Annotated in this window: 22 protein-coding genes and 4 tRNA genes; 5 read left to right on the top strand and 21 right to left on the bottom strand. The window is 52.3% G+C overall.

The window, feature by feature from the left end; all coding sequences use genetic code 11:
* Positions 1-24: 24 nt before the first annotated feature.
* Positions 25-345: an iron donor protein CyaY gene (gene cyaY / locus SK34_RS22875; RefSeq protein ID WP_003828967.1), complete on the top strand. Its 321-nt coding sequence runs from the start codon at positions 25-27 to the stop codon at positions 343-345.
* A 94-nt stretch (positions 346-439) separates the two neighbouring features.
* Here the strand turns inward: cyaY and cyaA are convergent, their stop codons facing one another.
* Positions 440-2,986: a class I adenylate cyclase gene (cyaA, locus tag SK34_RS22880; RefSeq protein ID WP_003017946.1), complete on the bottom strand. Its 2,547-nt coding sequence runs from the start codon at positions 2,984-2,986 to the stop codon at positions 440-442.
* 390 nt (positions 2,987-3,376) lie between these two features.
* On the opposite strand from cyaA, the gene hemC reads away from it, so the two are divergent.
* From hemC to hemY, 4 genes are read left to right on the top strand one after another with little or no spacing between them, the layout of a single operon-like run.
* Positions 3,377-4,318: a hydroxymethylbilane synthase gene (hemC, locus tag SK34_RS22885; protein ID WP_003841203.1), complete on the top strand. Its 942-nt coding sequence runs from the start codon at positions 3,377-3,379 to the stop codon at positions 4,316-4,318.
* Positions 4,315-5,055, top strand: coding sequence for a uroporphyrinogen-III synthase (gene hemD / locus SK34_RS22890; protein WP_044714757.1), 741 nt, complete (start codon positions 4,315-4,317; stop codon positions 5,053-5,055). Before hemC ends, hemD begins: the two co-directional genes overlap by 4 nt.
* Positions 5,056-5,076: 21 nt before the next feature.
* Positions 5,077-6,252: a uroporphyrinogen-III C-methyltransferase gene (gene hemX / locus SK34_RS22895; RefSeq protein ID WP_003017955.1), complete on the top strand. Its 1,176-nt coding sequence runs from the start codon at positions 5,077-5,079 to the stop codon at positions 6,250-6,252.
* A 2-nt stretch (positions 6,253-6,254) separates the two neighbouring features.
* On the top strand, positions 6,255-7,454 hold the full coding sequence (hemY, locus tag SK34_RS22900) for a protoheme IX biogenesis protein HemY (protein WP_003017958.1): 1,200 nt from the start codon (positions 6,255-6,257) through the stop codon (positions 7,452-7,454).
* 455 nt (positions 7,455-7,909) lie between these two features.
* Here hemY and SK34_RS22910 read toward each other — a convergent pair.
* From SK34_RS22910 to trxA, 20 genes are all read right to left on the bottom strand, one after another.
* Positions 7,910-7,986, bottom strand: a tRNA-Pro gene (locus SK34_RS22910).
* A 41-nt stretch (positions 7,987-8,027) separates the two neighbouring features.
* Positions 8,028-8,113: transfer RNA gene (locus tag SK34_RS22915), tRNA-Leu, on the bottom strand.
* A 20-nt stretch (positions 8,114-8,133) separates the two neighbouring features.
* Positions 8,134-8,209: transfer RNA gene (locus SK34_RS22920), tRNA-His, on the bottom strand.
* A 56-nt stretch (positions 8,210-8,265) separates the two neighbouring features.
* A tRNA-Arg gene (locus SK34_RS22925) sits at positions 8,266-8,342 on the bottom strand.
* Positions 8,343-8,444: 102 nt separating this feature from the next.
* A complete protein-coding gene (gene thrP, locus SK34_RS22930) occupies positions 8,445-9,830 on the bottom strand; it encodes a bifunctional threonine/serine APC transporter ThrP (protein WP_048234252.1) in 1,386 nt (461 codons plus the stop codon).
* A 277-nt stretch (positions 9,831-10,107) separates the two neighbouring features.
* On the bottom strand, positions 10,108-10,848 hold the full coding sequence (gene wecG, locus SK34_RS22935; protein WP_003017964.1) for a lipopolysaccharide N-acetylmannosaminouronosyltransferase: 741 nt from the start codon (positions 10,846-10,848) through the stop codon (positions 10,108-10,110).
* Positions 10,848-12,203, bottom strand: coding sequence for an ECA oligosaccharide polymerase (gene wzyE / locus SK34_RS22940; RefSeq protein WP_003017967.1), 1,356 nt, complete (start codon positions 12,201-12,203; stop codon positions 10,848-10,850). The genes wecG and wzyE overlap by 1 nt, the downstream gene beginning before the upstream one ends.
* A complete protein-coding gene (locus SK34_RS22945; protein WP_048234254.1) occupies positions 12,200-13,279 on the bottom strand; it encodes a TDP-N-acetylfucosamine:lipid II N-acetylfucosaminyltransferase in 1,080 nt (359 codons plus the stop codon). Before SK34_RS22945 ends, wzyE begins: the two co-directional genes overlap by 4 nt.
* Complete coding sequence (gene wzxE, locus SK34_RS22950) at positions 13,276-14,526, bottom strand: lipid III flippase WzxE (RefSeq protein ID WP_032938464.1); 1,251 nt, start codon at positions 14,524-14,526, stop codon at positions 13,276-13,278. Before wzxE ends, SK34_RS22945 begins: the two co-directional genes overlap by 4 nt.
* 1 nt (position 14,527) lies before the next feature.
* Positions 14,528-15,658 (bottom strand): dTDP-4-amino-4,6-dideoxygalactose transaminase, encoded by a 1,131-nt coding sequence (gene rffA / locus SK34_RS22955; RefSeq protein WP_048234255.1) that lies wholly within the window; start codon positions 15,656-15,658, stop codon positions 14,528-14,530.
* Positions 15,659-15,662: 4 nt separating this feature from the next.
* A complete protein-coding gene (gene rffC, locus SK34_RS22960; protein WP_048234256.1) occupies positions 15,663-16,340 on the bottom strand; it encodes a dTDP-4-amino-4,6-dideoxy-D-galactose acyltransferase in 678 nt (225 codons plus the stop codon).
* Positions 16,318-17,199: a glucose-1-phosphate thymidylyltransferase RfbA gene (gene rfbA, locus SK34_RS22965; protein ID WP_003017976.1), complete on the bottom strand. Its 882-nt coding sequence runs from the start codon at positions 17,197-17,199 to the stop codon at positions 16,318-16,320. Before rfbA ends, rffC begins: the two co-directional genes overlap by 23 nt.
* A 33-nt stretch (positions 17,200-17,232) precedes the next feature.
* On the bottom strand, positions 17,233-18,300 hold the full coding sequence (gene rffG / locus SK34_RS22970; protein WP_048234258.1) for a dTDP-glucose 4,6-dehydratase: 1,068 nt from the start codon (positions 18,298-18,300) through the stop codon (positions 17,233-17,235).
* A complete protein-coding gene (gene wecC, locus SK34_RS22975) occupies positions 18,300-19,562 on the bottom strand; it encodes a UDP-N-acetyl-D-mannosamine dehydrogenase (RefSeq protein WP_048234260.1) in 1,263 nt (420 codons plus the stop codon). Before wecC ends, rffG begins: the two co-directional genes overlap by 1 nt.
* Positions 19,559-20,689, bottom strand: a complete 1,131-nt coding sequence (wecB, locus tag SK34_RS22980; protein WP_003017984.1) for a non-hydrolyzing UDP-N-acetylglucosamine 2-epimerase — start codon at positions 20,687-20,689, stop codon at positions 19,559-19,561. The genes wecC and wecB overlap by 4 nt, the downstream gene beginning before the upstream one ends.
* Positions 20,690-20,744: 55 nt before the next feature.
* Positions 20,745-21,791 (bottom strand): ECA polysaccharide chain length modulation protein, encoded by a 1,047-nt coding sequence (gene wzzE / locus SK34_RS22985; RefSeq protein ID WP_003829003.1) that lies wholly within the window; start codon positions 21,789-21,791, stop codon positions 20,745-20,747.
* A gap of 12 nt (positions 21,792-21,803) precedes the next feature.
* Positions 21,804-22,907 (bottom strand): UDP-N-acetylglucosamine--undecaprenyl-phosphate N-acetylglucosaminephosphotransferase, encoded by a 1,104-nt coding sequence (gene wecA / locus SK34_RS22990; RefSeq protein WP_003017991.1) that lies wholly within the window; start codon positions 22,905-22,907, stop codon positions 21,804-21,806.
* A 238-nt stretch (positions 22,908-23,145) separates the two neighbouring features.
* Positions 23,146-24,405 carry a transcription termination factor Rho gene (gene rho, locus SK34_RS22995; protein ID WP_002437993.1) on the bottom strand — a complete coding sequence of 420 codons (1,260 nt, stop codon included), beginning with the start codon at positions 24,403-24,405 and terminating at the stop codon, positions 23,146-23,148.
* Between the two features lie 87 nt (positions 24,406-24,492).
* On the bottom strand, positions 24,493-24,612 hold the full coding sequence (locus SK34_RS24410; RefSeq protein WP_049259789.1) for a rho operon leader peptide: 120 nt from the start codon (positions 24,610-24,612) through the stop codon (positions 24,493-24,495).
* A 130-nt stretch (positions 24,613-24,742) separates the two neighbouring features.
* Positions 24,743-25,072 (bottom strand): thioredoxin TrxA, encoded by a 330-nt coding sequence (gene trxA, locus SK34_RS23000; RefSeq protein WP_001280776.1) that lies wholly within the window; start codon positions 25,070-25,072, stop codon positions 24,743-24,745.
* Positions 25,073-25,143 lie beyond the last annotated feature (71 nt).

Genomic DNA, 25,143 nt, shown 5'->3' on the forward strand with positions numbered 1-25,143 from the left:
ATCACAAAAAAACGAGAAACGACAATGAACGACAGTGAATTTCATCGCCTTGCTGACACCCTGTGGATGACCATTGAAGAACGTCTGGATGACTGGGATGGCGACAGCGATATTGATTGTGAGATCAACGGCGGCGTTCTGACCATCAGTTTCGAAAACGGCAGCAAAATTATCATTAACCGTCAGGAGCCGCTGCACCAGGTATGGCTGGCGACCAAACAGGGCGGCTACCACTTTGACCTGAAAGGCGACGAGTGGATCTGCGACCGAAGCGGCGAAACGTTCTGGGATCTGCTGGAACAGGCGGCAACGCAGCAGGCGGGTGAAGAGGTGAGCTTCCGCTAAGTGTGATTGCCGGATGCGCTTCGCTTATCCGGCCTGAGTATCTCGCGCATTTGGAGGCCGGATAAGGTGTTTACACCGCCATCCGGCACTATGCTTAAGAGAAATACTGCTGCAACTGCGGCGCGTCGTTGTCCTGATTGACGGGCGGAACAGCGCTAATCGGCTGGGTGCGGAACGGAATCACCTGCGCGCGCCCGTCGGTTTTCACAATCTGATAGAACTGCGGCAGGTTAAAGTTGATGAAGCTGGAGCCGTAGGTAAAACGATCGTGCGACGATGAGTAGAAACGGCTGACGTCGCGTACCAGTTCCTCTTTACTACCTTCGCAGTGGTGATACACCTCAGCCCGATTGCTTTCGTCCAGAATGTAGATATTAAAGCCCTGCTCATCACCCGTTTCTTCGAAAAAGAACTGAATAATCCCTTCACTGGCAAAACCGTCTACCACCGACGGCAGTTTCACATGGTTGGTCTCAACCTGGACGGAAAGCCCGTGCAGTTTGTTATGTGAAATCGCGCCATAGAATTCAATCGCATTTTCCAGCTTCTGTACCGAAACGTTCAGGCGCTCGAAGAACAGCCCCCACGTCTGGCCGGAAACACGCAGCGCTTTGAAACGTCCGGTTTCCTGACGGGTGCTGGAGAGGCGTAATTCGATGCACTCAGACACCAGTTGCTGAACGCGGGTGCGAATTAAACCGCGCAGATGCTGGCTATAGCAGAAAACCTCGACGCTATCTGGCGGCGCGGCATCCTGGTGCATTTTGCCCAGAATCGTTTTTAACGCTTCAATCATCGCCTGCTCGCCGTTGAAGTGCAGCGTACGCACCTCATTCCACGAGTTGCGGTACAGCAGGTCTACGCTACCCACCAGGCATTTTTGCTCTTCACCAAAACTGAAGACGTCCAGCTTACGGAAATCAAAATGCACCACCTGATTGCGAAACGCTGCCGTCGGGTCATATTCGAGGTTAACGATAATCGCCAGATGGCGAATTTCGCATGGGCTATAGAGCGCTTTCGGCGTTGGCGCAGGCAGTCGCAGTGGGAAGTGGTGCGACACGTCGGCGACCATTTCCTGCAGCTTCGGCAAATCAACAATGCCGTTGCCCTTAATAAACAAATGCGTACGCGAGGTCAGCAGGCCATTGAACCAGGCCCACGCCACCAGCTTGTTGAGATAGCGGTTATATTCCAGCGGCTGATGGCTGATGATCGAGTCCATGTTAGGCGCGCGGTTGTAGAGATACCAACCCGAACGGTTGGCACGACCCGGCGGTACATGGATAAAGGTCAGATTCGGTTCCGAGAGATCCGGAGATATCTGCGGGTTCACCAGCGTGACCTTACCCGGCAACGCTTCAAACGCAGCATACAGCTTACGGGTCAGCACACCGATATCCTGCGGACTGGCGCTGACGCTGAGGTTATTGCGCCGCGCAAAGCGGATCAGGTTACGATAGCTCTGCATCATCGCATCGAGCAGTTCGTTATGCGCTTCACGTACCTGGTCAATCTTCCAGTTAGCGCGGTTATCCAGCATGGTCAGACGAGTGTCATCCCAGCCCCACTCTTTCACTAACTGACTTAATACTTCACGACGCCAGCCCACGCAGGCGCGCTCACGGCTCAGTTTCTCGCACACTTTTAAGTAGAAACATCGACGTACTAAATCCAGGCGCGTCGGATCTTCGATCGCCGTGAGGTACTCAGTAACGCGCTCCAGCATCATGCAGTAAGGGTCGAGACCAAAAGAGACGATCTCGCCATCATGCAAGCGCTGTTTAATGTCTTTCGCCAACAGGCGTGGGTTGGGATATTCCCAGGAATAGGCTTCCAGCAACAGCGTTTTCAGCACCGCTTTGTACGGGGAGTCGATACTCTTGTACAACTGCCAGAGGCTGGCGCCAAAGTACTCTTCGGCGGAAAGCGAACTGAGTCCGCCGAGATCCAGCCATTCGTTTGGCGTTAACACCCCCTGTGCGTAGAGCGTCATGACGTAATCGTCGTAGTGCTCTTCTTCGTCGCCCGGCACCATATTCCACAGAATACGTTTACCCGCGAGGCGCACAGCGGTGCGATAGAATTCATCCAGCAACAGGATATGCTGCGTCGAGCCACAGTCTTCACCACCCAGACTGCCGCTTTCATTGTGACGGAAACGGTTTTCGTCAATCAGGAAGAAACTGACTTCCACGCCCAACGAGGCCGCCCAGCTTTCCAGCAGGCTACATTTACGCTGCAGCAGCTGGCGCTCTTCGCTATCCAGCCAGGATTGATGGCAGACCCAGATATCAAGGTCAGACGAACAACTTTGCCCTACCGAAGAGGTACTGCCCATCGAGTAAACGCCGGTGATCGGCAGTTCGCCCTTCGGCGGGTCCTGCGGCGACATACCGCGGTACAGTTCCAGTTCGTTCAGGTAGTGGCGTTGGGTTTCATCAGGCGTGTAAAGGCATATGCCTTTGGGAACGTTACCATCAAGGTAACCCGGCATCAGCGGATGATGGTAGTGCAATAATGTCGGCAGCAGACTGTATACCTGCTGGAAAGCAGGTCCCATGGCAGCAAGCGCGCGATCCACACGCAGTTGATTTATGGCATCCAGTCTCTGTTTCAGAGTCTCAATATAGAGGTACAAGACGTATCGCCTGATGTTGCATCCGTCATGGCGTCGATAGCGGCGGCGCAAACGCTCACCACCCTCGTCATCAGTCCGGATAAACCGTATGTCAAAAATAACCGTTACCTTTTTCCCCTGCACTTTTATTAGTTACAGATGAAAAAATGGTCTAAAACGTGATCAATTTAACACCTTGCTCATTGACCGTAAAGAAAGATGCGCTACATACCAGTGTAGCACCGTTCGTTACGTGTAAATTCCTTCATACGGTCGGGAGGTTTTTCTCGTCATTATTCACTGACAGTGATGATGCAGCGCCTTTCCTCTCACTTACGTTTGAGCGTAACGCTGACATCCCTTTGATAAGGATGTTAGGATGGTCAATGATTGATAATGACGGTAACAAGCATGTTAGACAATGTTTTGAGAATTGCCACACGCCAAAGCCCCCTTGCGCTCTGGCAGGCACATTATGTCAAAGACGCCTTAATGGCAAACCACCCAGGTCTGATCGTGGAACTGGTTCCTATGGTAACCCGTGGCGATGTGATCCTTGATACCCCGCTGGCGAAAGTCGGAGGGAAAGGGTTGTTTGTTAAAGAGCTGGAAGTCGCGCTGCTGGAAAAACGCGCCGATATCGCCGTGCATTCCATGAAGGATGTGCCGGTTGAATTCCCTGACGGTCTTGGACTGGTCACCATTTGCGAGCGAGAGGATCCGCGTGATGCTTTCGTCTCAAATAAGTACAACACGCTGGATGAACTCCCCGCAGGCAGCATCGTTGGGACATCCAGTTTGCGTCGCCAGTGCCAGTTGGCGAAGCGTCGCCCGGATCTCGTCATCCGTTCGCTGCGCGGCAACGTAGGCACGCGCCTCAGCAAACTGGATAACGGCGATTATGACGCCATTATTCTGGCGGTCGCTGGATTAAAACGTTTAGGTCTTGAGTCGCGAGTCCGTACCGCTCTGCCGCCGGAAGTCTCCCTACCCGCTGTCGGACAAGGCGCAGTAGGCATAGAATGTCGACTGGATGATATGCGCACTCAGGCGCTGTTAGCGCCGCTCAACCATGAAGAGACGGCGCTACGCGTCAAAGCAGAACGCGCCATGAACACCCGCCTGGAAGGGGGATGTCAGGTACCTATTGGTAGCTATGCCGAAATCATCGACGGTGAGATTTGGCTACGTGCGCTGGTCGGCGCGCCAGACGGTTCACAGATGGTATGCGGAGAACGTCGCGGCGCCACACAGGATGCCGAACAGATGGGCATCTCTCTGGCAGAAGAACTGCTGGAGAACGGTGCGCGCGCCATTCTGGCTGAAGTTTATAACGGAGAAGCACCCGCATGAGTATTCTGGTCACCCGCCCGTCTCCCGCAGGGGAAGAGTTAGTGAGCCGTCTGCGCACACTGGGGCAGGTGGCCTGGAGTTTTCCGCTCATCGAGTTTTCACCTGGCCGGGAACTGGCAACGCTTGCTTCCCGACTGTCGGCGCTGACGGAGAACGATCTGGTCTTCGTCCTCTCGCAGCACGCCGTTACCTTTGCAGATGCCGAGCTTCAGCAGCAAGAGAAAAGCTGGCCATCCCTTCCGCGATATTTTGCCATTGGCCGTACAACGGCGCTGGCGCTGCATACTGTTAGCGGCTTCAATATTCACTACCCTCTGGATCGGGAAATTAGCGAAGTCTTGCTACAATTACCTGAATTACAAAATATTGCGGGAAAACGCGCGCTTATATTACGCGGCAACGGTGGCCGCGAGCTGATAGGTGAAACCCTGACGGCACGCGGAGCCGATGTCGATTTTTGTGAATGTTATCAACGCAGTGCAAAATATTACGATGGTGCAGAAGAAGCGATGCGCTGGCAATCCCGTGGCGTAACCACGGTGGTCGTCACTAGCGGAGAGATGCTACAACAGCTCTGGACGCTTATTCCACAGTGGTATCGTGAGCACTGGTTACTACGCTGTCGGCTGCTGGTCGTCAGTGAGCGTCTGGCGCACCTCGCCCGGGAACTGGGCTGGCAAGATATTAAGGTCGCTGATAACGCCGACAACGATGCGCTACTACGCGCATTACAATAACTCTCATAATGGGATGCCATAATGACGGAACAAGAAAAATCCTCCGCCGTGGTTGAAGAGACCAGGGAGGCCGTGGAAACCACGTCACAGCCAGTTAATACTGAAAAAAAGAGTAAGAACAGCACGGCGCTGATTCTGAGCGCTGTGGCGATTGCTATTGCGCTGGCAGCAGGCGTTGGGCTGTACGGCTGGGGGAAACAACAGGCAACAACACAAACGGCAACCAGCGATGCGCTGGCGAACCAGCTGACGGCACTGCAAAAAGCGCAGGAAAGCCAGAAAGCTGAGCTGGAAGGTATTATTAAACAGCAGGCAACGCAGCTGGATGAAGCCACTCGCCAGCAGGCCGCGCTGGTCAAACAGCTTGATGAAGTCCAGCAAAAAGTCGCCACCATCTCCGGCAGCGATGCTGGAACATGGCTGCTGGCGCAGGCTGATTTCCTGGTGAAACTGGCTGGTCGCAAATTATGGAGCGATCAGGACGTCACTACCGCCGCGGCGCTGCTGAAAAGCGCCGATGCCAGTCTGGCAGATATGAACGACCCGAGCTTAATTACCGCGCGACGTGCGATTACTGACGATATCGCGAGCCTCTCCGCGGTGACTCAGGTCGACTATGACGGCATTATCCTGAAAGTGAATCAACTCTCTAATCAGATCGATAACCTGCGTTTGGCCGACAACGACACCGACGATTCACCGATGGACTCGGACAGCAGCGAGCTTTCCAGCTCTATTAGCGAATGGCGCGTCAATCTGCAAAAAAGCTGGCAGAACTTTATGGACAGCTTTATCACCGTGCGCCGTCGTGATGAAACTGCCGTACCGCTGCTGGCACCGAACCAGGACGTTTACTTACGTGAAAATATCCGTTCCCGCCTGTTAGTAGCTGCACAGGCCGTGCCGCGTCATCAGGAAGAGACATACCGCCAGGCGCTGGAAAATGTCTCCACATGGGTGCGTGCTTACTACGACACCGACGATGCAGCGACCAAAGCGTTCCTTGAAGAAGTAGACCAACTGAGCCAGCAAAGCATCAGTATGGATGTCCCGGAAACGCTGCAGAGTCAGGCTATTCTCGACAAGTTAATGCAGACCCGCGTACGTAATTTACTGGCGCAACCTGCCACAGCACCGGTAGCAGCAGCGCCAGCGCCTTCGACAGACGCTCCGGCAACCGCGCCGCAAGGAGAATAATGATGCTAAAAGTATTGTTGCTCTTTGTGCTGTTGATCGCCGGGATCGTCGTCGGTCCGATGATAGCCGGTCATCAGGGCTACGTGTTGATCCAGACGGATAACTACAATATCGAAACCAGTGTGACGGGCCTGGTGATCATCCTGATCGTCGCCATGGTCGTCCTGTTTGCGATTGAATGGCTGTTGCGCCGAATTTTCCGCACCGGCGCACATACCCGTGGGTGGTTTGTGGGTCGTAAACGTCGTCGCGCCCGTAAGCAGACCGAACAGGCGCTGCTCAAACTGGCAGAAGGTGACTATCAGCAGGTTGAGAAGCTGATGTCGAAAAATGCCGATCATGCAGAACAGCCAGTAGTGAATTACCTGCTGGCGGCAGAAGCGGCTCAGCAGCGCGGTGACGAAGCTCGCGCCAACCAACACCTTGAGCGTGCTGCCGAACTGGCGGGAAATGATACGATCCCGGTAGAAATCGCTCGCGTTCGCCTGCAACTGGCGCGTAATGAAAATCACGCCGCACGCCACAGCATAGACAAACTGCTGGAAGTAACGCCACGTCATCCGGAAGTGCTGCGTCTGGCTGAGCAGGCCTACATTCGCACCGGCGCATGGAGTTCCTTGCTGGATATCATCCCATCCATGGCAAAAGCGCATGTGGGTGATGACGAGCACCGCGCCATGCTGGAACAACAGGCATGGGTTGGCTTGATGGATCAGGTCCGCGCCGATCAGGGCAGCGAGGGGCTGCGTGCATGGTGGAAAAACCAGAACCGTAAAACCCGTCATCAGGTTGCTTTGCAGGTAGCAATGGCTGAACATCTGATTGAGTGTGACGATCACGATACAGCGCAGCAGGTCATCATTGATGGTTTGAAACGTCAGTACGATGACCGCCTGGTGCTACCGATCCCGCGTCTGAAAACCAATAATCCGGAACAGATAGAGAAAGTGTTGCGCCAGCAGATTAAAGCCGTGGGCGATCGCCCGTTGCTGTGGAGTACGCTGGGTCAGTCGTTAATGAAGCATGGGGAATGGCAGGAAGCCACGCTCGCCTTCCGTGCCGCTCTCAAACAGCGCCCGGATGCCTATGACTACGCCTGGCTTGCTGACGCGCTGGACAGACTGCATCAACCGGAAGAAGCCGCCACCATGCGTCGTGATGGCCTGATGTTGACGTTGCAGAACAACAATCCCCCGCAGTAACTCCTGAATGCCCGGTGGCGCTTTCGCTTACCGGGCCTACATATTTTTCATCTCGTATACACAAAATCATTCGAGAAGCAGCTCGAAGGATTTTGTGTATGCATAAAAAAACGCCCGCTCGGTAAGGAGCAGGCGTTAAACAGGTCTGTATGACAACATAAATGGGTGCTTCACTCAACGTTATGTCCATGGTGTTTGATGAGGCTACGCGACATCTGTCTGTGGACGATAAGCACCGTAAACGGCTCTGCATCATTCCTGAGTTTATGAGGCCAGAGGGCGAACATAAGAGATGGAATGAGCATCTACCCGCATATTATTGCACAAGGCATGCCACGATTGCACTGCAAAAACCAGGTATTCGGACTTTTTAAGACATCAGGTAATTCGCGGGAATAAAGGCTGAGAAGGGAAAATCAGAAAACAAAAAACCCCGCCGAAGCGGGGTTCAAAATTGGTCGGCGAGAGAGGATTCGAACCTCCGACCCACTGGTCCCAAACCAGTTGCGCTACCAAGCTGCGCTACTCGCCGTTTTACTGCTTTTTGAATTTTTAGTTCAATTCTTTAAGTCGTGGTGCGAGGGGGGGGACTCGAACCCCCACATCCTAAGGACACTAACACCTGAAGCTAGCGCGTCTACCAATTCCGCCACCTTCGCATTTCACAACTTTAAATTAATGGGGTGGCTAATGGGATTCGAACCCACGACAACTGGAATCACAATCCAGGGCTCTACCAACTGAGCTATAGCCACCACTGCAAATCTTTTACGCGGTATTAAAACCACCGCAGCTCTGGCACCCTACTAAATGGTGCGCCCGACAGGATTCGAACCTGAGACCTCTGCCTCCGGAGGGCAGCGCTCTATCCAGCTGAGCTACGGGCGCTTAGCGCCGTTGCGGGGCTGGATATTACGGAGGTCTCGGTCTTCTGTCTAGTGCTTTTTTAAAATAAATTATCGTTTGGTCATGGTTTGTGCGTTTTGTCGCTTATTCCCGCAATTTATGGGCTGTGCCATAACGATTCAGACCAAAAACCTTATAAATGAACGTCACGGCCAACAAGAAACCCATGCCAACAAAAAGCGACATTCGGGTATCTTCATTAAAGTACATGCCAATTAATACGCAAATCAGGAACGCCATCGTCAAATAATTCGCCCACGGGAACAGAATGGAGCGGAATGGATGACTGGCAATCGCCGCTTTATGCGCCTGACGGAAACGCAGCTGACTTATCAGGATCACAAACCACGGCACCATCCCCGGCAACACGCTGGCGCTATAGACATAAACAAACACGCGCTGCGGATTGGGAATGATGTAGTTCAGGCACGAACCAATCAGCAGGATCGCGATAGAAATGGCCACGCCGGCAACCGGTACGCCATGGCGAGAAACTTTCCCAACAGCGGCGGGGAGCTGGCGATTCTTGGCCAGCGCATAGAGCATACGCCCACAGCTGTACATGCCACTGTTACAACCCGACAGCGCCGCCGTCAGGACCACAAAGTTAATAATCCCCGCCGCGGCGGTAATACCAATCTTGGCAAAGGTGAGAACAAACGGACTGCCGTTGCTGCCAATCTCGTTCCACGGGAAAATAGTGACGATAACAAAAATTGCGCCAACGTAGAAAATCAGGATACGCCACAGCACTTTACCTACCGCGCTACGCAGCGTGACCTGTGGGTTCTTCGCTTCACCTGCAGTAATGCCAATCAGCTCCACGCCCTGGTAAGAAGCCACGACAATACACAATGCCGTCAGGAAGCCCTTCCAACCACCGGCAAAGAAACCGCCGTGTTCGGTCAGGTTGCCAAAGCCGATCGCCTGACCGCCATTACCAAAACCGAAGAAAATCACCCCTAACCCAATGACGATCATCACAATGATGGTGGTCACTTTGATCATGGCAAACCAGAACTCAATTTCACCATACAAGCGAACTGCGGCGAGGTTCGCCAATGCAACCAGTCCGACCGCGATCAGTGCGGGTATCCATTGCGCCATTTCCGGGAACCAGAACTGGACGTACACCCCGATGGCGGTAATCTCTGAGATCCCCACCGCCATCCACATAAACCAGTATGACCAGGCGGTGAGATAGCCAAAGAAGGGGCTCATATAACGGTGAGCGTAAACAGCGAATGAACCGGCAACCGGCTCGAGGAATAACATCTCCCCCATAGAACGCATAATGAAAAATACGAACAGCCCGGCGACGATATACGCCAGCAGAACCGAAGGTCCCGCCCATTTCAGGGTACTGGCGGCCCCCATAAACAGCCCGACGCCAATAGTGCCCCCGAGGGCAATTAATTCGATGTGACGAGCCTCCAGCCCACGCTGTAGCTCAGGTTTGTTCTCGGCCATAAATCCTCTTGTTGTGTTTGCATACTGTCCGGTATTACCGGTTCTCGTTATGGGTACATCTTGTTATGTCATAACAGGCCATACGACACCGACCGCTTAGCGATTGGCGTCAAAACTCCACGGCACTGGAATGATTGTTGCGAATGGTTTCCTAAAATCGCTTAAATGGCAATTAAAGCATTCAAAAAATGAATACATTGTGCGAGAAAGCAGCGATTATGTTGTAAATAAGTAGCGTAATTAGCAGATCACGCTACTTATCAGAGGAGAGAGGGCGTCAGAGGTTGCCGGTATAGTGCCAGCGGAGATAGCGTAATAAGCGAAGTTGTCGAGTAATACGGCTCGGTTGCGACAATAAGCGATACAGCCACTCCAGCCCCAGATTTTGCCAGATTTTAGGCGCACGCTTAACGTGACCGGTAAAGACGTCGTAGGTGCCACCCACGCCCATATACAGCGCGTCAGGGTGAGTCTTGCGGCAATCACGCATAAAGATCTCTTGTTTCGGCGAACCCATCGCCACCGTCACAATTTGCGCGCCGCTGGCGTGAATACGCTCAAATAACGCCTGACGCTGCTCTGGGGTAAAATAACCATCCTGGCTACCCACAATGTTCACACGCCACTGTGCACGTAGTTTTGCTTCTGTTTGCGCCAGAACTTCAGGCTTGCCACCAACCAGGAAAACAGGCGTTCCGTTTTGCCCAGCTCGCGCCATCAGCGCTTCCCAAAGATCAGCACCGGCCACACGTGAAACCTGCGCCTGCGGGAATTTTTTGCGCACCGAACGCACCACGCTAATCCCATCCGCATATTTGAACTCCGCGGCGTTGATCAGCTCCCTCACTTCAGGATTATCTTCTGCTGTCAGCATTTTCTCAGCGTTGATAGCCACCAGCGTTCCTGACCTGAGGTGTCCTTCGGCAAACAGGTAATTCAGCGCATGTTGCATATCGCGCCAGCCAATCAGTTGTAATCCGCGCAGCGAATACAGCGGCGCAGTTGTGTTATCTGTCATTACGATCCTTCAATTTGTGTCCGGGGCAGCGACTTGATTCGTTTATGGATGAGTCCTGCGCTATCGAATAGCCAAAACAGCAGTTTTGCCATCAGTAGGCAAACGCCAAAAATCACGAGGAAAAAGACCACTCGCGAGACAAACGAATCCAGCCCTTCACGTGCCAACACGATCATATTGAAAATGGCGCCAAAACAGAAACTGTGCAAAATCGCCGCCTTATAGCGATTGGTTTCTTGGTTACCTAGCTCATACAGCCAGTCGAACCACTTGATAATGAGTCCAACGACAATCGCGCCTAATGGTATAAAAAGCGCCCCGCCCATCACCACCAGTGAACCAATTAACGTCGGCGAAATCGCCAGTCCCGAGTGGTTGTTCAACACTTCCCAGGTAAAGTAGTTCGCTGAGTTGAGTACAATACTCGGCCGCCCAGGCCACAGCCAGGAAGGGATAAAGACATAGAAGTCACGAACAATCGGCGCCAGCCCCTGGAACTCAATATTGTGGTAATTCTGCAGCAACAGCGCCAAGTTCTCCCACGGCGAGAAGGTGTCGCGTGTAAGGTACAGGAACGTATAGAACGCCTCATCGCCGCTAACGCTCATTCCGTAGCGCTTCAAGGCCAGCCAGAACATCCCGACAATACCCAGCACGCCTGCGGCGACCAACATCCACAGCGAAATCCAGCCGCGAATAATGCCGATAAACAAGAAGATGGCAAACGCGATTATGATATTGGCGCGCGTCCCGCCCACAATCATATAGGTCAGCAAACCAAACGCGACGGTGCTCACCAGGAAGAACAACCACGCTTTGCTGTCCTGACGCAGGAAATAAACCACCAGCATGGCCGGAATGAAGAAGTAGAAGAAACGCTTCAGAGCGACTCCAGAGACTTCGCTGGAAAAAATCTGGCTATAGGATTGCAGTCTGAACAGCAGGAATCCATTGTGCATAAAGAAGACGCCCACGCTCACCAGCGCAATCGCCATCAGGATAACCCAGGTCAAATGGGCTTCAACGCGATTGATGGTAAACAGCGGCCTGCGCGGCTTACCCTCTACTCGCTTACGCAATCGCGTTTTATACGTCACGTAGTAGACGGCATAGAAACAGGCTGCTGACAGCAAGGCCTGCAGCAGGATCTCCGGCGGAGCCACTGCCACATCAAAGCGGAACACCAGGATGCTGGTTAACGGGAATCCGAAGAAGAACGTCAGCAAGAACAACAATGAGAAGAAAACATTGAAGTTAAAACGTACGCGGCGGAACTCAAACCAGGTCAGCGTGGCGATAAACAAGGTGGAGAGCAGCCAGACTACCAGCAGACCGCTGAATTGCATCAGGCTCATACGGTTTCTCCTGAAGCAATGCGCAGCGCGTTATACCACGGCTGCAGATAATTCGGGCTAAAGAAGGTAATCGTGTTTTTATCTACCGATGCCAACTGGCGCTGCGCTTCACGTACGACGCCTTCATTGAGATCATCCGTGGTAAATAACACCGGAAGATTCTGTTCCACCATATCCTGCCAGAAGGGATTTTCACGGTTGAGCACGCACGGGATACCCGCCTGGATCAGCAAACACAGGGTACCGATCCCCTGCTGTCGGGCAAAAATAAAGTAACCCAAATCGCATTGCCGCAATAATGTTAGATAGGCATCAAATTCCAGCTTTTCACTTAAAATCTGCAGATTATCAGCGCTAAATAATGCCATACCGGCCTGGCGAACCTCATCGATATAGGCATCATTATTGGCGGGGTAACCCATCGGTACAATCACGTTCACCGTGTCGCCGAACTGCTGATGGACAGCACGCAGCGCGGCAACATGCTCATTGCTGCGATCGCCAGAGTTGCCAACCAGCACCGTCATCTTGCCGCTGCGCTGACAATCATTGCTCATGTTATTGAGTGAAGGATCCATTCGCGTTGGGAAATAGAGCAACTCACCCCGTACATGCGGATGTTGCTCGGCGAAATAACGTAAATCGCCCCGTGTGGCAAACACGCAGCCCACGCGGTTCTGCGCCATGCGGCGAATCGGGTAAAACAGGCGGAATTTCAGCCCACTGGAGACTTCGTATAAATCAGCACCCCAGATATGCCAGTAAAACTGCGTCGGTTTAATTCTCCCGCTCAGCAGCGCCAACCACAGGCTGGTGTTGAACTGACCGTGGAAGAAGAATCGCTGTTGGCGATTCGCTTTTGCTTTCGCAATAACTGCTTCGGCTAACGCTTTTTTCCCGCTGTAGAAACTCAGCGATAACGCCGGGCAGCTCTCACTGAATCCCGCATCCTGACCGGCAACCATAAACGTGCGCGCGTGCTCGCTCGTCGCGGCAAGCGAGTCGTTGAAAAACCGCAGCACGGTTTGGTTATGGTGAGGGATATCCGATCCCAGAACGTGAATCAGTACAGTCATGCCCGCCTACGCCAGAGTAAAAACACGCCACAACAAAGAGAAAAATAGACGATGTACGTTGCCATATAAGCCTGTGCCGCTCCCAGCGCACCATGTGCAGGGATCAGCCAGTGAGCAAACACCGTCAATAACATGAACTGGCTAATTTCAGCCAAAATATAAAACCGCAGTGATGCTTTCGCGATCACCAGATACCCAAAGACATACGCCCCAACTTTTAGTACATCGCCAACCAGTTGCCAGGCAAACAGATCGCGCATGGCGGTGAATTTTGCGGAGAAAAGCAGCCAGATAGCAAAGTCACGCAGTAGCCAAACGGTAAAGCTCGCAGCGGCAACTGCTGGTAACACGAACTTCAGCGACTTAACCACCTCGCGCGTAATGTCGCGCTTTTCAGTCAGTCGCGACAACGTCGGCAGCAAGTAAACGCTGAATGAAGCGGTAATGAATTGCAGATAAGCATCAGAGATACTGCTTACCCCCTGCCAAATCCCCACATCATCCCAACTGTACTGCGCCGCCAGCAGGTTTCGCATCATCACGTATGCCACAGGCAACGTTACGGAGGTAATCAGCGCCATCAGCGTAAACTTGCTTAGCTGTCCAGCCAGACCGTTATCCCACGAGGGTTTCAGGTAATGCAGAGGAATCGCCCCGCGCTTAATCAGCATAATAGCGGCAGGGATAACGACCAACGCGGGCACTAACGCCAGACCCAGCAAAGCGCCTTCATACCCTCCCAGGCGATAACAGCCATAATAAGCCACTACGCCCACCAGACTACCCACAATCAGCGACAGCGCGTTACCCGCCGCATCGCGAAACCCCTTCATCAACGCCAGCAGCAGATTCGCCCAGGCAATGCCCATCTGCACCAGCGCAACCAGTCTTACCAGCCCCTGATAATGAGTATGACCAAACAATCCCTGACTGATTGGTGCGGCCGCCAGCAGAAAAATCACCGCCATCAGCGTAGAGAATCCCAGCACCATCGCGGAAGATGTACCGACGACCTTGCGGAGCCGGTTCGGATCGTCATGGTGCTGCGCAACATATTTCGTGACGCCGTTGAAAATGCCGGCCCCCGCCAGGACACCAAGCACGGTGACCATCTGGCGGAAGTTACCCGCCTGCCCCACGCCTGCCGGGCCAAACGACACCGCCAGCAGCTTCACGACCAGCAAACCCGCACCAATTTTTACCAGCGTACTGGCTGCCGTCCATAAGGACGCTTTAGCAAGCGACATTTCAGGCGAAGTAGTTGAGTAAGGTCGAAATTACCGTTCGCTGGTTGACCGGCGACAGGTTGTAGAACAGCGGTAAACGCAGCAAACGCTCGCTCTCTTTGGTGGTGTAACGATCAACACCGGCAAATACGCCGAATTTGTCGCCAGCCGGGCAATCATGCAGCGGGATATAGTGGAACACCGCCATAATTTCAGCTTCTTTCAGGAAGTTAATCAACGCCGTGCGATCGTCGATATCGCGCAGCTTGATGTAAAACATATGGGCGTTTTGCACGCAGTCTTCCGGTACAGAAGGCAGCTCGATACGTCCGGCACGCGCCAGCGGTTCAAGAGCATCATAGTAGTTCTGCCACAGCGTCAGACGCTGCTGGTTAATGCGGTCCGCTGCTTCCAGTTGCGCCCACAGATAAGCGGCCTGTAGATCGGACATCAAATAGCTGGAGCCGATATCACGCCAGGTATATTTATCTACCTGGCCACGGAAAAACTGGCTGCGGTTTGTCCCTTTTTCACGGATGATCTCTGCACGTTCGACTAATTTTTTATCATTAATCAGCGTCGCGCCGCCTTCACCACCTGCGGTATAGTTTTTGGTCTCATGAAAGCTAAAGCAACCGATGTGACCAATCGTCCCCAGCGCCCGACCTTTGTAAGTCGACATAACGCCCTGGGCCGCATCTTCCACCACAAACAGGTTATGTTTGGTCGCCAGCGCCATAATAGTATCCATTTCGCAGGCCACACCCGCGTAATGCACCGGCACAATCGCGCGGGTTTTGTCGGTGATCGCCGCTTCAATCAGCGTTTCGTCAATGTTCATGGTATCCGGGCGGATATCAACAAAGACAATTTTCGCGCCTCGCAGCACGAAAGCATTGGCCGTGGATACAAACGTATAGCTTGGCATAATGACTTCGTCGCCAGGCTGGATATCCAGCAGCAATGCCGCCATCTCAAGCGATGCGGTGCAGGAAGGCGTCAGCAATACTTTCTCGCTGCCAAAATGCTGTTCCAGCCACTGCTGGCAGCGACGGGTAAAACCGCCGTCGCCACACAGTTTGCCGCTGTTCATCGCAGTCTGCATGTAATCGAGTTCAGTGCCCACCACCGGCGGTGCGTTAAATGGAATCATCGTGTCACCTGTATAACCAATACGCGGTGCTTTCCACATTCGCACCACTGTGTATATAACGTTTAAGCGCGGCGGTATTGCCCATTTGGGTCGCCACACGCAGTGCTGTTTTACCGTGAGCCTGCGCCCAGCAAAGCGCGGCCTGCATCAGTTCTGCTCCCGCCCCACGCCCGGCTAGCAGGCCAATTCGCGCCTCGGTCGCATTCAGTTCACGCAGCGAGACATAGCCACGAATCTCACCTGTTGGTGTACGAAAAACGAGGCATTGATGATCGAACGTCCCCAGCACCGCGTTTTCAATCCACTGCGCATAAAAACGCGCGCTGGCATCTGCGGCATACCACGGGGCGCGAAAACGACTTTGCGCGAACGCCTGTCCTGCCAGATGGCGTAATGCAGGGATATCCGTAGTTTGTGCGACCTGCGCACCGGGGTCACCATGCGCACACGTCACTGGCAGCACAAAATCTACTTCACCTTCAACCAGTGAGAAGCCCATTTGTTGCAGGGCATCTAATGCTTGGGTATTGGCGGCAGGTATTTTTGCCTGTACCCGCGACCAGGGCTGCAACGCATCCGCAGTCAGAACCGACGCGTGTTGGTCAAAACGCACAATAGCGCTATGCACGCCAAAGAACGTATTTTCCCAGCTAAGCGGCTCAATACTGGCGCGGACGAGCACGGAGCAGCTCCAACAAATATTGGCCATATCCCGTTTTGGCCAGTGAACTGGCGGCACGCTTCACGCCTTCGTCATCCAGCCAACCGTTACGCCAGGCGATTTCTTCCAGACAGGCTATTTTAAAGCCCTGGCGTTTCTCTACCGTCTGCACAAAAGTACTCGCTTCGATCAAACTGTCATGCGTACCGGTATCAAGCCAGGCAAAACCACGCCCAAGCAACTCTACCGTCAGGTGTCCGTCATCAAGATACATCTGGTTAATGGACGTAATCTCCAGTTCTCCACGCTCAGACGGTTTTACGCGTTTTGCATATTCCACCACTTTACTGTCATAGAAATAGAGTCCTGTCACCGCCCAGTTAGACTTCGGTTCTTTCGGTTTCTCTTCCAGTGAGACTGCGCGAAAATTTTCGTCAAACTCAACAACACCAAAACGTTCAGGATCCATAACCTGATAGCCAAACACCGTCGCGCCTTGCGTTCGGGCAGCCACATGACGCAGTTTTGGACTAAATCCCTGACCAAAGAAGATATTGTCTCCTAACACCAGACATGATGGTTCACCGTTAAGGAACGTTTCACCAATGATAAACGCCTGTGCTAATCCATCCGGACTGGGTTGCTCAGCATAGTGCAATTCAATGCCGAACTCAGATCCATCGCCCAGTAAGCGCTGGAAATAGCCTTTATCTTCCGGTGTAGTGATAATCAGGATTTCGCGAATTCCCGCCAGCATCAATACTGATAACGGGTAGTAAATCATCGGCTTATCGTAAATAGGCAATAGCTGCTTCGATACGCCACGCGTAATGGGATACAGGCGAGTACCTGAGCCCCCCGCCAGAATGATACCTTTCATGCGTTGTCTCCTCCGGGAGCCAAAACCAGGCTGTTAGCCCTTCAGACCTAAACGTTCGCCCTGGTAACTGCCGTCCTGCACGGGTTTCCACCATGCCTGATTAGCCAGATACCACTGCACGGTTTTGCGCATTCCGCTTTCAAACGTTTCTTTCGGCATCCAGCCTAGTTCACGCGCAATTTTCGACGCGTCAATGGCGTAACGCAAGTCATGACCCGGGCGATCGTCCACAAAAGCGATCAAGTCGCGGTACTGCGCGATACCCTGCGGCTTTTGCGGTGCCAGCTCTTCCAACAGGCTGCAAACCGTTTCGACAACCTCCAGGTTTTTACGCTCGTTATGGCCACCAATATTATAAGTTTCTCCCACCGCGCCCGCTTTCACCACACAATAGAGCGCCCTTGCGTGATCTTCTACATACAACCAGTCACGGATCTGTTGTCCATTGCCGTATACCGGTAACGCTTTTCCCGCCAATGCATTAAGGATCATCAGCGGAATCAGTTTTTCCGGGAAATGGTACGGACCATAGTTGTTAGAACAGTTGGTTATCAGTGTTGGCAGACCGTAGGTACGTAGCCAGGCACGGACAAGATGATCGCTGCTGGCTTTCGACGCGGAATAAGGGCTGCTCGGCGCATACGGTGTGGTTTCGGTGAAGAAATCATCCGTAGACTCCAGGTCGCCATACACCTCGTCAGTCGAGATATGGTGGAAACGAAACGCTGATTTTTTCTCGCTGGTTAAATAACTCCAGTAAACACGCGCCGCTTCCAACAGCGTGTAGGTTCCCACAATGTTAGTTTCGATAAAGGCGGCCGGACCATCAATGGAGCGATCGACGTGGCTTTCTGCCGCCAGATGCATCACGCAGTCCGGTTGATAGTGTTGAAACACCCTGTCAAGCGAAGCTCGATCGCAGATATCGACTTTCTCAAAAGCAAAACGAGGATTCTGTGCAACCGACTCCAGCGACATCAGGTTTCCAGCATAGGTCAGCTTATCGACCACAACTACCGCATCCTGAGTCTCCTGAATGATATGCCGAACAACCGCAGATCCGATGAATCCAGCTCCACCGGTAACCAGAATTCGTTTCATTAGCGCCAGACCCCTTTGGTATCAACGACATATTGCTGGTGAACCGCATCGCCTTTAATGGCTTTAAATTCATTGTGGTCGACCAGCAAGACCAGCACATCGGCGCTTCCCAGGGCATCGTCCAGCGTTGCCAGTTGGCACAGACCGTCCAGTTTTTTCGGCAGTTGATAGATATTCGGTTCCACCACCAATGTTTCGCCTTTGTGCCAATGCGCGATACTTTGCGCAATTCCCATCGCCGGGCTTTCACGTAAATCATCAATATTCGGTTTAAATGCCAGACCAAAACAGGCAATTTTCACTTCGCTGGCCCGTTTATTGGTATCCGCCAGACAGTCGGCCACGGCAGCTTTTACCCGATCGACCACCCAATGAGGCTTACCGTCGTTTACCTCACGCGCGGTACGGATCAATTTAGCCTGTTGCGGGTTCTGCGCCACGATAAACCACGGATCAACCGCGATACAGTGCCCGCCAACACCCGGACCCGGCTGCAAAATATTCACGCGCGGATGGCGATTTGCCAGGCGAATCAGTTCCCAGACGTTGATCCCCTGATCGGCGCAAATCAGCGACAGCTCATTAGCGAAGGCGATATTGACGTCGCGGAAGCTATTTTCAGTCAGCTTGCACATTTCCGCTGTGCGCGCGTTGGTCACGACACATTCACCCTCAAGGAAAATGTTGTACAGTTCGCTAGCACGCGCGGAACAGACGGAGGTCATTCCCCCAATCACGCGGTCGTTTTTAATCAGTTCAACCATCACCTGACCTGGCAGCACGCGTTCAGGGCAATAGGCAATATTGACGTCAGCCTGTTCACCGACCTGCTGCGGGAAAGTCAAATCAGGACGCATTTCAGCCAGCCATGTGGCCATCTGTTCGGTAGCCCCGACAGGCGACGTCGATTCAAGGATCACCAACGCGCCTTTTTTCAGCACCGGAGCAAGAGACTTGGCTGCGGCTTCCACATAAACCATATCGGGTTCGTGCTCCCCCTTAAACGGAGTAGGCACAGCAATCAGAAAGGCATCCGCATCTACAGGGGTTGTGGTCGCACGCAGAAATCCATTTTCGACCGCCGTTTTCACCACGGCGCCCAAATCTGGCTCAACGATATGAATTTCACCGCGATTAATGGTATCCACCGCGTGTTGATTTACATCTACGCCAATCACATGCTTTTGACGGGAAGCAAAGGCAGCCGCCGTCGGCAGTCCGATATAACCCAGCCCAATGACAGAAATGGTCGTAAAACTCATAGCGATATCCGATTATTTTTTAACGCGTGTAAAATGCGGCCACATGCCTGCCCGTCACCATACGGATTATGGGCGCGGCTCATGGTCTGATATTCATTATCGTCATGCAGCAAACGCGTGACTTCTTCGACAATACGCTGCGGGTCTGTCCCTACCAGACGTACTGTACCTGCAGTAATCGCTTCCGGACGTTCCGTCGTTTCGCGCATCACCAGTACCGGTTTCCCCAAAGATGGGGCTTCTTCCTGAATCCCACCGGAGTCGGTCAGGATCAGCCAGGCATGATTCATCAGCCAGACAAACGGCATGTAATCCTGCGGTTCAATCAGGATGACGTTTTCAACGTGACCCAGAATGCGATTAACCGGTTCGCTAACGTTAGGATTCAGGTGCACCGGATAGACAATCTGTACGTTCTGATTAGCCGCAGCAATTTCCGCCAGCGCGTGGCATATGCGTTCAAAACCGCGACCGAAGCTTTCACGACGATGACCGGTCACCAGTATCATCTTTTTATCCGAGCTCAGGAAAGGATAATGCTCTGCTAATTCAGCACGCAATTCATCGTTCGCCAGTACGCGGTCGCGAACCCAGATCAACGCATCAATCACCGTATTGCCTGTGACGAAAATACGATTTTCGGGAATAGCTTCCCGTAACAAATTTTGGCGCGAGTTTTCTGTTGGCGCAAAATGATACATAGCCAGACGCCCGGTCAGCGTCCGATTCGCCTCTTCTGGCCAGGGAGAGTAGAGATCACCAGTACGTAAACCAGCCTCTACATGCCCCACCGGGATGCGCTGATAGAACGCAGCCAGACTCGTGGCAATGGTCGTTGTGGTATCACCATGAACCAACACCACATCGGGTTTAAAATCAGCCAGAATTGGCTTTAATCCTTCCAGTATTCGGCAGGTAATTTCTGTTAGTCCCTGACCTGGCTGCATAATGTTGAGATCGTAGTCAGGTACAATGGAAAAGAGGTTCAACACCTGATCGAGCATCTCCCGATGCTGCGCCGTGACGCAAACTTTTGCATCAAAATCAGGATCTTTTGCCAACGCATGAACCAGAGGTGCCATTTTTATGGCCTCCGGTCGCGTGCCAAATACAGTCAGTACTTTCACATCGATTCTCTTCGGATTGGCAGTGAGGGCCCAGCCCCTCACTGCAACGATATTGCTAGATCGTGCGGCGGCGGGTTAACGCGACACCAGCACCGATCAGAGCCCCAACGATGCCCCACATAATCATCAGGAAAGCACGACGAGGGCTGTCACGTTTTACCGGTTCTTCCGGCGTACGCAAATAACGATAGGTCTGAAAACGCGGATCCAGAGTTGGCCCAACGTTCAGTGTGTTAAGCATGGCTCGGTTTTGGAAGTAGTCCAGATCGAAATCAGGACCAACAGATTGCAGGTTCTCGAGTCGCGCCTGCAGCATAGGACGTCCAAGCAAGAACAGTTCAGAATCCGGTAATTCCTCAGCAGGAACATCCGTAGAAGTACGCGAAATATTATGCTGTTCCGCAATTTTGAGCGCCTGCTCAATGTTGTGAACACGGCGAGAGAAGATCGATTTCGCCACTTCCTCCTGACGTTTAACCTGCGCCTTCATCTGCACGGTGCGTGCAGCCCAGGCGCCCTTCAACTCATCATTCAGATGACGCGCTGCGCGCTGGCTGGCAAACGCCACGTACTGACGCAGCAAATTATTGGCATCAGGCGCCGTCTCGGCAATCAGCTTCACGCTGTCGTTGGTATTACGAACCGCATCGCCAGGCATAAACTGAATGTTATTGATCAGTTCATCCAGCATCGCCGCATCGGCTTTGCTGTTACCCACCATACGTTGCTTGTAATAATCAGTCTGCTGCCAGAATTCACGACGCGTATCCCAGGAAGCAAGTTGCATGATGAATTCTTTATAGGCTTCATCCATCACTGACGGCTGATCCGCTGATGCAAGACTGGCCTTGATGTCCAGGTTACGTAAGAACTGCTGCTGAGAGTAATAGCCGCCCAACATATTAACCGTTGGCCTGTCTGAAATCGCCGTTGCGCTCCACTCCTGACGAGCAAAAAACGTATAGGCGAGAGCGACTAACGCGAAGGCGAGAGCCATACCGACGATCCACACCTTCCCTGTCCACAAAGTACGAAACAACCCACGGATGTCCAGTTCATTTTCAGCGCTCATGGCATGTTCCCCCGGTAATGGTTGTGTCATCGTACCCTCAATTTATTTGGTTAAGTTTGGTTTACTGTCACGGTTTCTACGCAACTTGCGCTTCCAGCGTTTGATAAATCTCGCCACCTTCCAGGCGCGTTTTATACAGATGTCGTACAGGACAAACGCCAGTAAAAAGAGCACCAACATCACCCATTCCGGGACAATACGAGAATATTCAGCCAACACGCCGATAGAAGCCAGGATCGCAGCAGCCAGCGTAATCAGGACAAAAGCCTGTCGGGAAGTAAACCCGGCGCGCATGATTAAATGGTGAATATGTTGGCGATCCGGGGAGAAAGGACTCATGCCTTTACGTAAACGGCGATACATAATTGCCACCATATCCATTAAAGGAATGGCAATAATCCACAGAGCCGTGACCGGGCTAATAGGATGCGTTGGCCCCTGGGTAGTCTCCAGCAGAATCCAAATCACCGTGAAGCCAATCAACGTACTTCCCGCATCCCCCATAAAGACTTTATAGCGGCGTCCGAGAATCCCCAGGTTCAGCAGGATGTAAGGCAGAATGGCGGCGATCATGGCAAAACACCAGATTGCCAGGCTTGTCTGGCCATCGAACCACAGAATAAGCCCCATCGCGGCGAATGAGACGCTGGATAGCCCACCGAGCAGACCATCGATCCCATCGACCATATTGAAGGCGTTAATCGCCGCCCAAACGGCAAACAGGGTCAGGAAATAACCAAAAGGACCGAGCACCATCTCCCAGGGGCCGAAAATATAGCCAAGGCTTAGCAGATAGAGTTTGCCCACTGACATCATAATGATGCCAATAAGGGCCTGGATGGTCGCGCGGATTTTTACACTGATATCAAAGCGGTCGTCCAGCGCACCGATAAACACCAGTACACCGGCACAGGCCAGGTAGAGAGTCGCATGCGGGATATAATAATCGGCGATGAGGAAGGTAAAGCAAATGCCTGCGTAAACCGAAATCCCCCCAACCAGCGGAATCAGTCCCTGATGACGTTTACGGAAGTTGGGTTTATCCACCAATCCAATCTTTTTCGCAACCTTGCGGGCAAAGAAAAGAAACAGCGTTGTGAATAAAAAAATACTGATGAGATCAGTACTTGCTGTCAGTAAATTCACTATACATACTCTCAGAGAATATCAATATATGAAGTATAACCATCCAGGCGATTATTCAGAAGAGAAACCCGACTCCATATCAGGTGGTTCTGTATGATTATTAACCACAAAATACGAATTACAACCCTTCGTCACCAGGCGGTATGTCATACCGGATTATTATTATTGTGTCGTTAAGATTACATCCACAAAAGCAAAACGCCACGTAAAAACGTGGCGTTTTCAGATGATGCCCGAATCAGGAACGCTTCATCATATCGAAGAAGTCGTCATTGGTCTTGGTCATCGCCAGTTTGTTAATGAGGAATTCCATTGCGTCGATTTCACCCATAGGATGGATGATTTTGCGCAGGATCCACATTTTCTGCAGCTCTTCCTGGGTGGTGAGCAGCTCTTCTTTACGGGTACCAGAACGGTTGTAGTCGATAGCCGGGAAGACGCGTTTTTCAGCAATCTTACGGGAGAGATGCAGTTCCATGTTGCCGGTACCTTTAAACTCTTCGTAGATAACTTCATCCATTTTAGAGCCGGTATCAATCAGCGCAGTCGCGATGATGGTCAGGCTACCGCCCTCTTCCACGTTACGTGCAGCACCAAAGAAACGCTTCGGACGATGCAGGGCGTTGGCGTCCACACCACCGGTCAGTACTTTACCGGAAGCAGGAACCACGGTGTTATATGCACGTGCCAGACGGGTGATGGAGTCAAGCAGAATGATAACGTCTTTCTTGTGTTCAACCAGACGTTTCGCCTTCTCGATAACCATTTCCGCAACCTGAACGTGGCGGGAGGCAGGTTCGTCAAAGGTAGACGCAACCACTTCACCTTTCACCAGACGCTGCATCTCGGTAACTTCTTCCGGACGTTCGTCAATCAGCAGCACCATCAACACGCAGTCAGGATGATTGTATGCAATGCTCTGCGCGATGTTCTGCAGCAGCATGGTTTTACCCGCTTTCGGCGGAGCAACAATCAGACCACGTTGGCCACGACCGATCGGCGATGCCAGATCCAGTACACGCGCCGTTAAGTCTTCAGTAGAACCGTTACCACGCTCCATACGCAGACGGGAGTTTGCGTGCAGCGGCGTTAAGTTCTCAAAGAGGATTTTGTTACGGGCGTTTTCTGGTTTGTCGTAGTTAACTTCGTTAACTTTCAACAGCGCAAAGTAGCGTTCACCTTCTTTCGGCGGGCGAATCTTACCAGAAATGGTATCACCAGTGCGGAGGTTGAAACGGCGGATTTGGCTGGGAGAAACGTAGATGTCATCAGGACCGGCGAGGTAGGAGCTGTCTGCAGAGCGGAGGAAACCAAATCCATCCTGCAATATCTCCAGCACACCGTCACCAAAGATATCTTCGCCACTCTTTGCGTGCTGCTTCAGGATGGCAAAAATAATGTCCTGCTTGCGCATACGAGCCAGGTTTTCAAGGCCCATATTTTCGCCGAGAGTGATCAGCTCAGAAACCGGCGTATTCTTTAATTCGGTAAGATTCATAATGGTGTGAGTTCTTAAACTTGGGGTAAATCTCGAACTTAATGTTGTGAATGGTATGGCAGGGTCATCCATGCCTGTTTACGGCCATCAACTCATGTCTGTTCGCTGTCTGGTCACAGGAAAGTACGCAGAACTGAAACGACAAGACGGATTGAGTGACAAGCCAGGAATCTGTCCACTTCTCGCGCGAGAAACAACGGGAAGTATTGGATATAACTAGATTCAAACTTAATAAGGTATGTTTAATACGAAGTCAACACTAACTTAGCACGACTCAAGTCGGGCGTCCAGTCATCCGAATCATTTCGAAGTATGGTCGCCCGATCATGAGACTTCCTTACGCTAAATTAGCGTCGAGGAATTCTTTCAACTGACCTTTGGACAGCGCGCCAACTTTTGTCGCCGCAACTTCGCCGTTTTTAAACAGCAACAGGGTCGGAATGCCACGGATACCATACTTCGGCGCGGTGCCTGGGTTTTGGTCAATGTTCAATTTAGCAACCGTCAGTTTGCCCTGATATTCGTCAGCGATTTCATCCAGAATCGGAGCGATCATTTTGCACGGACCGCACCACTCTGCCCAGAAATCAACGAGGATTGCTCCGTCCGCTTTGAGTACATCCGTGTCAAAACTGTCGTCAGTCAGGTGAATAATTTTATCGCTCATAATAACTCCACAGGAATAAGCCTGGTGCATTGGTATAGCATTAATCAACGACGTGTTGATGTAGCATTAAC

It is taken from the genome of Citrobacter sp. MGH104 (genome assembly GCF_001034485.1).
Taxonomy (GTDB): Bacteria; Pseudomonadota; Gammaproteobacteria; order Enterobacterales; family Enterobacteriaceae; genus Citrobacter; species Citrobacter freundii.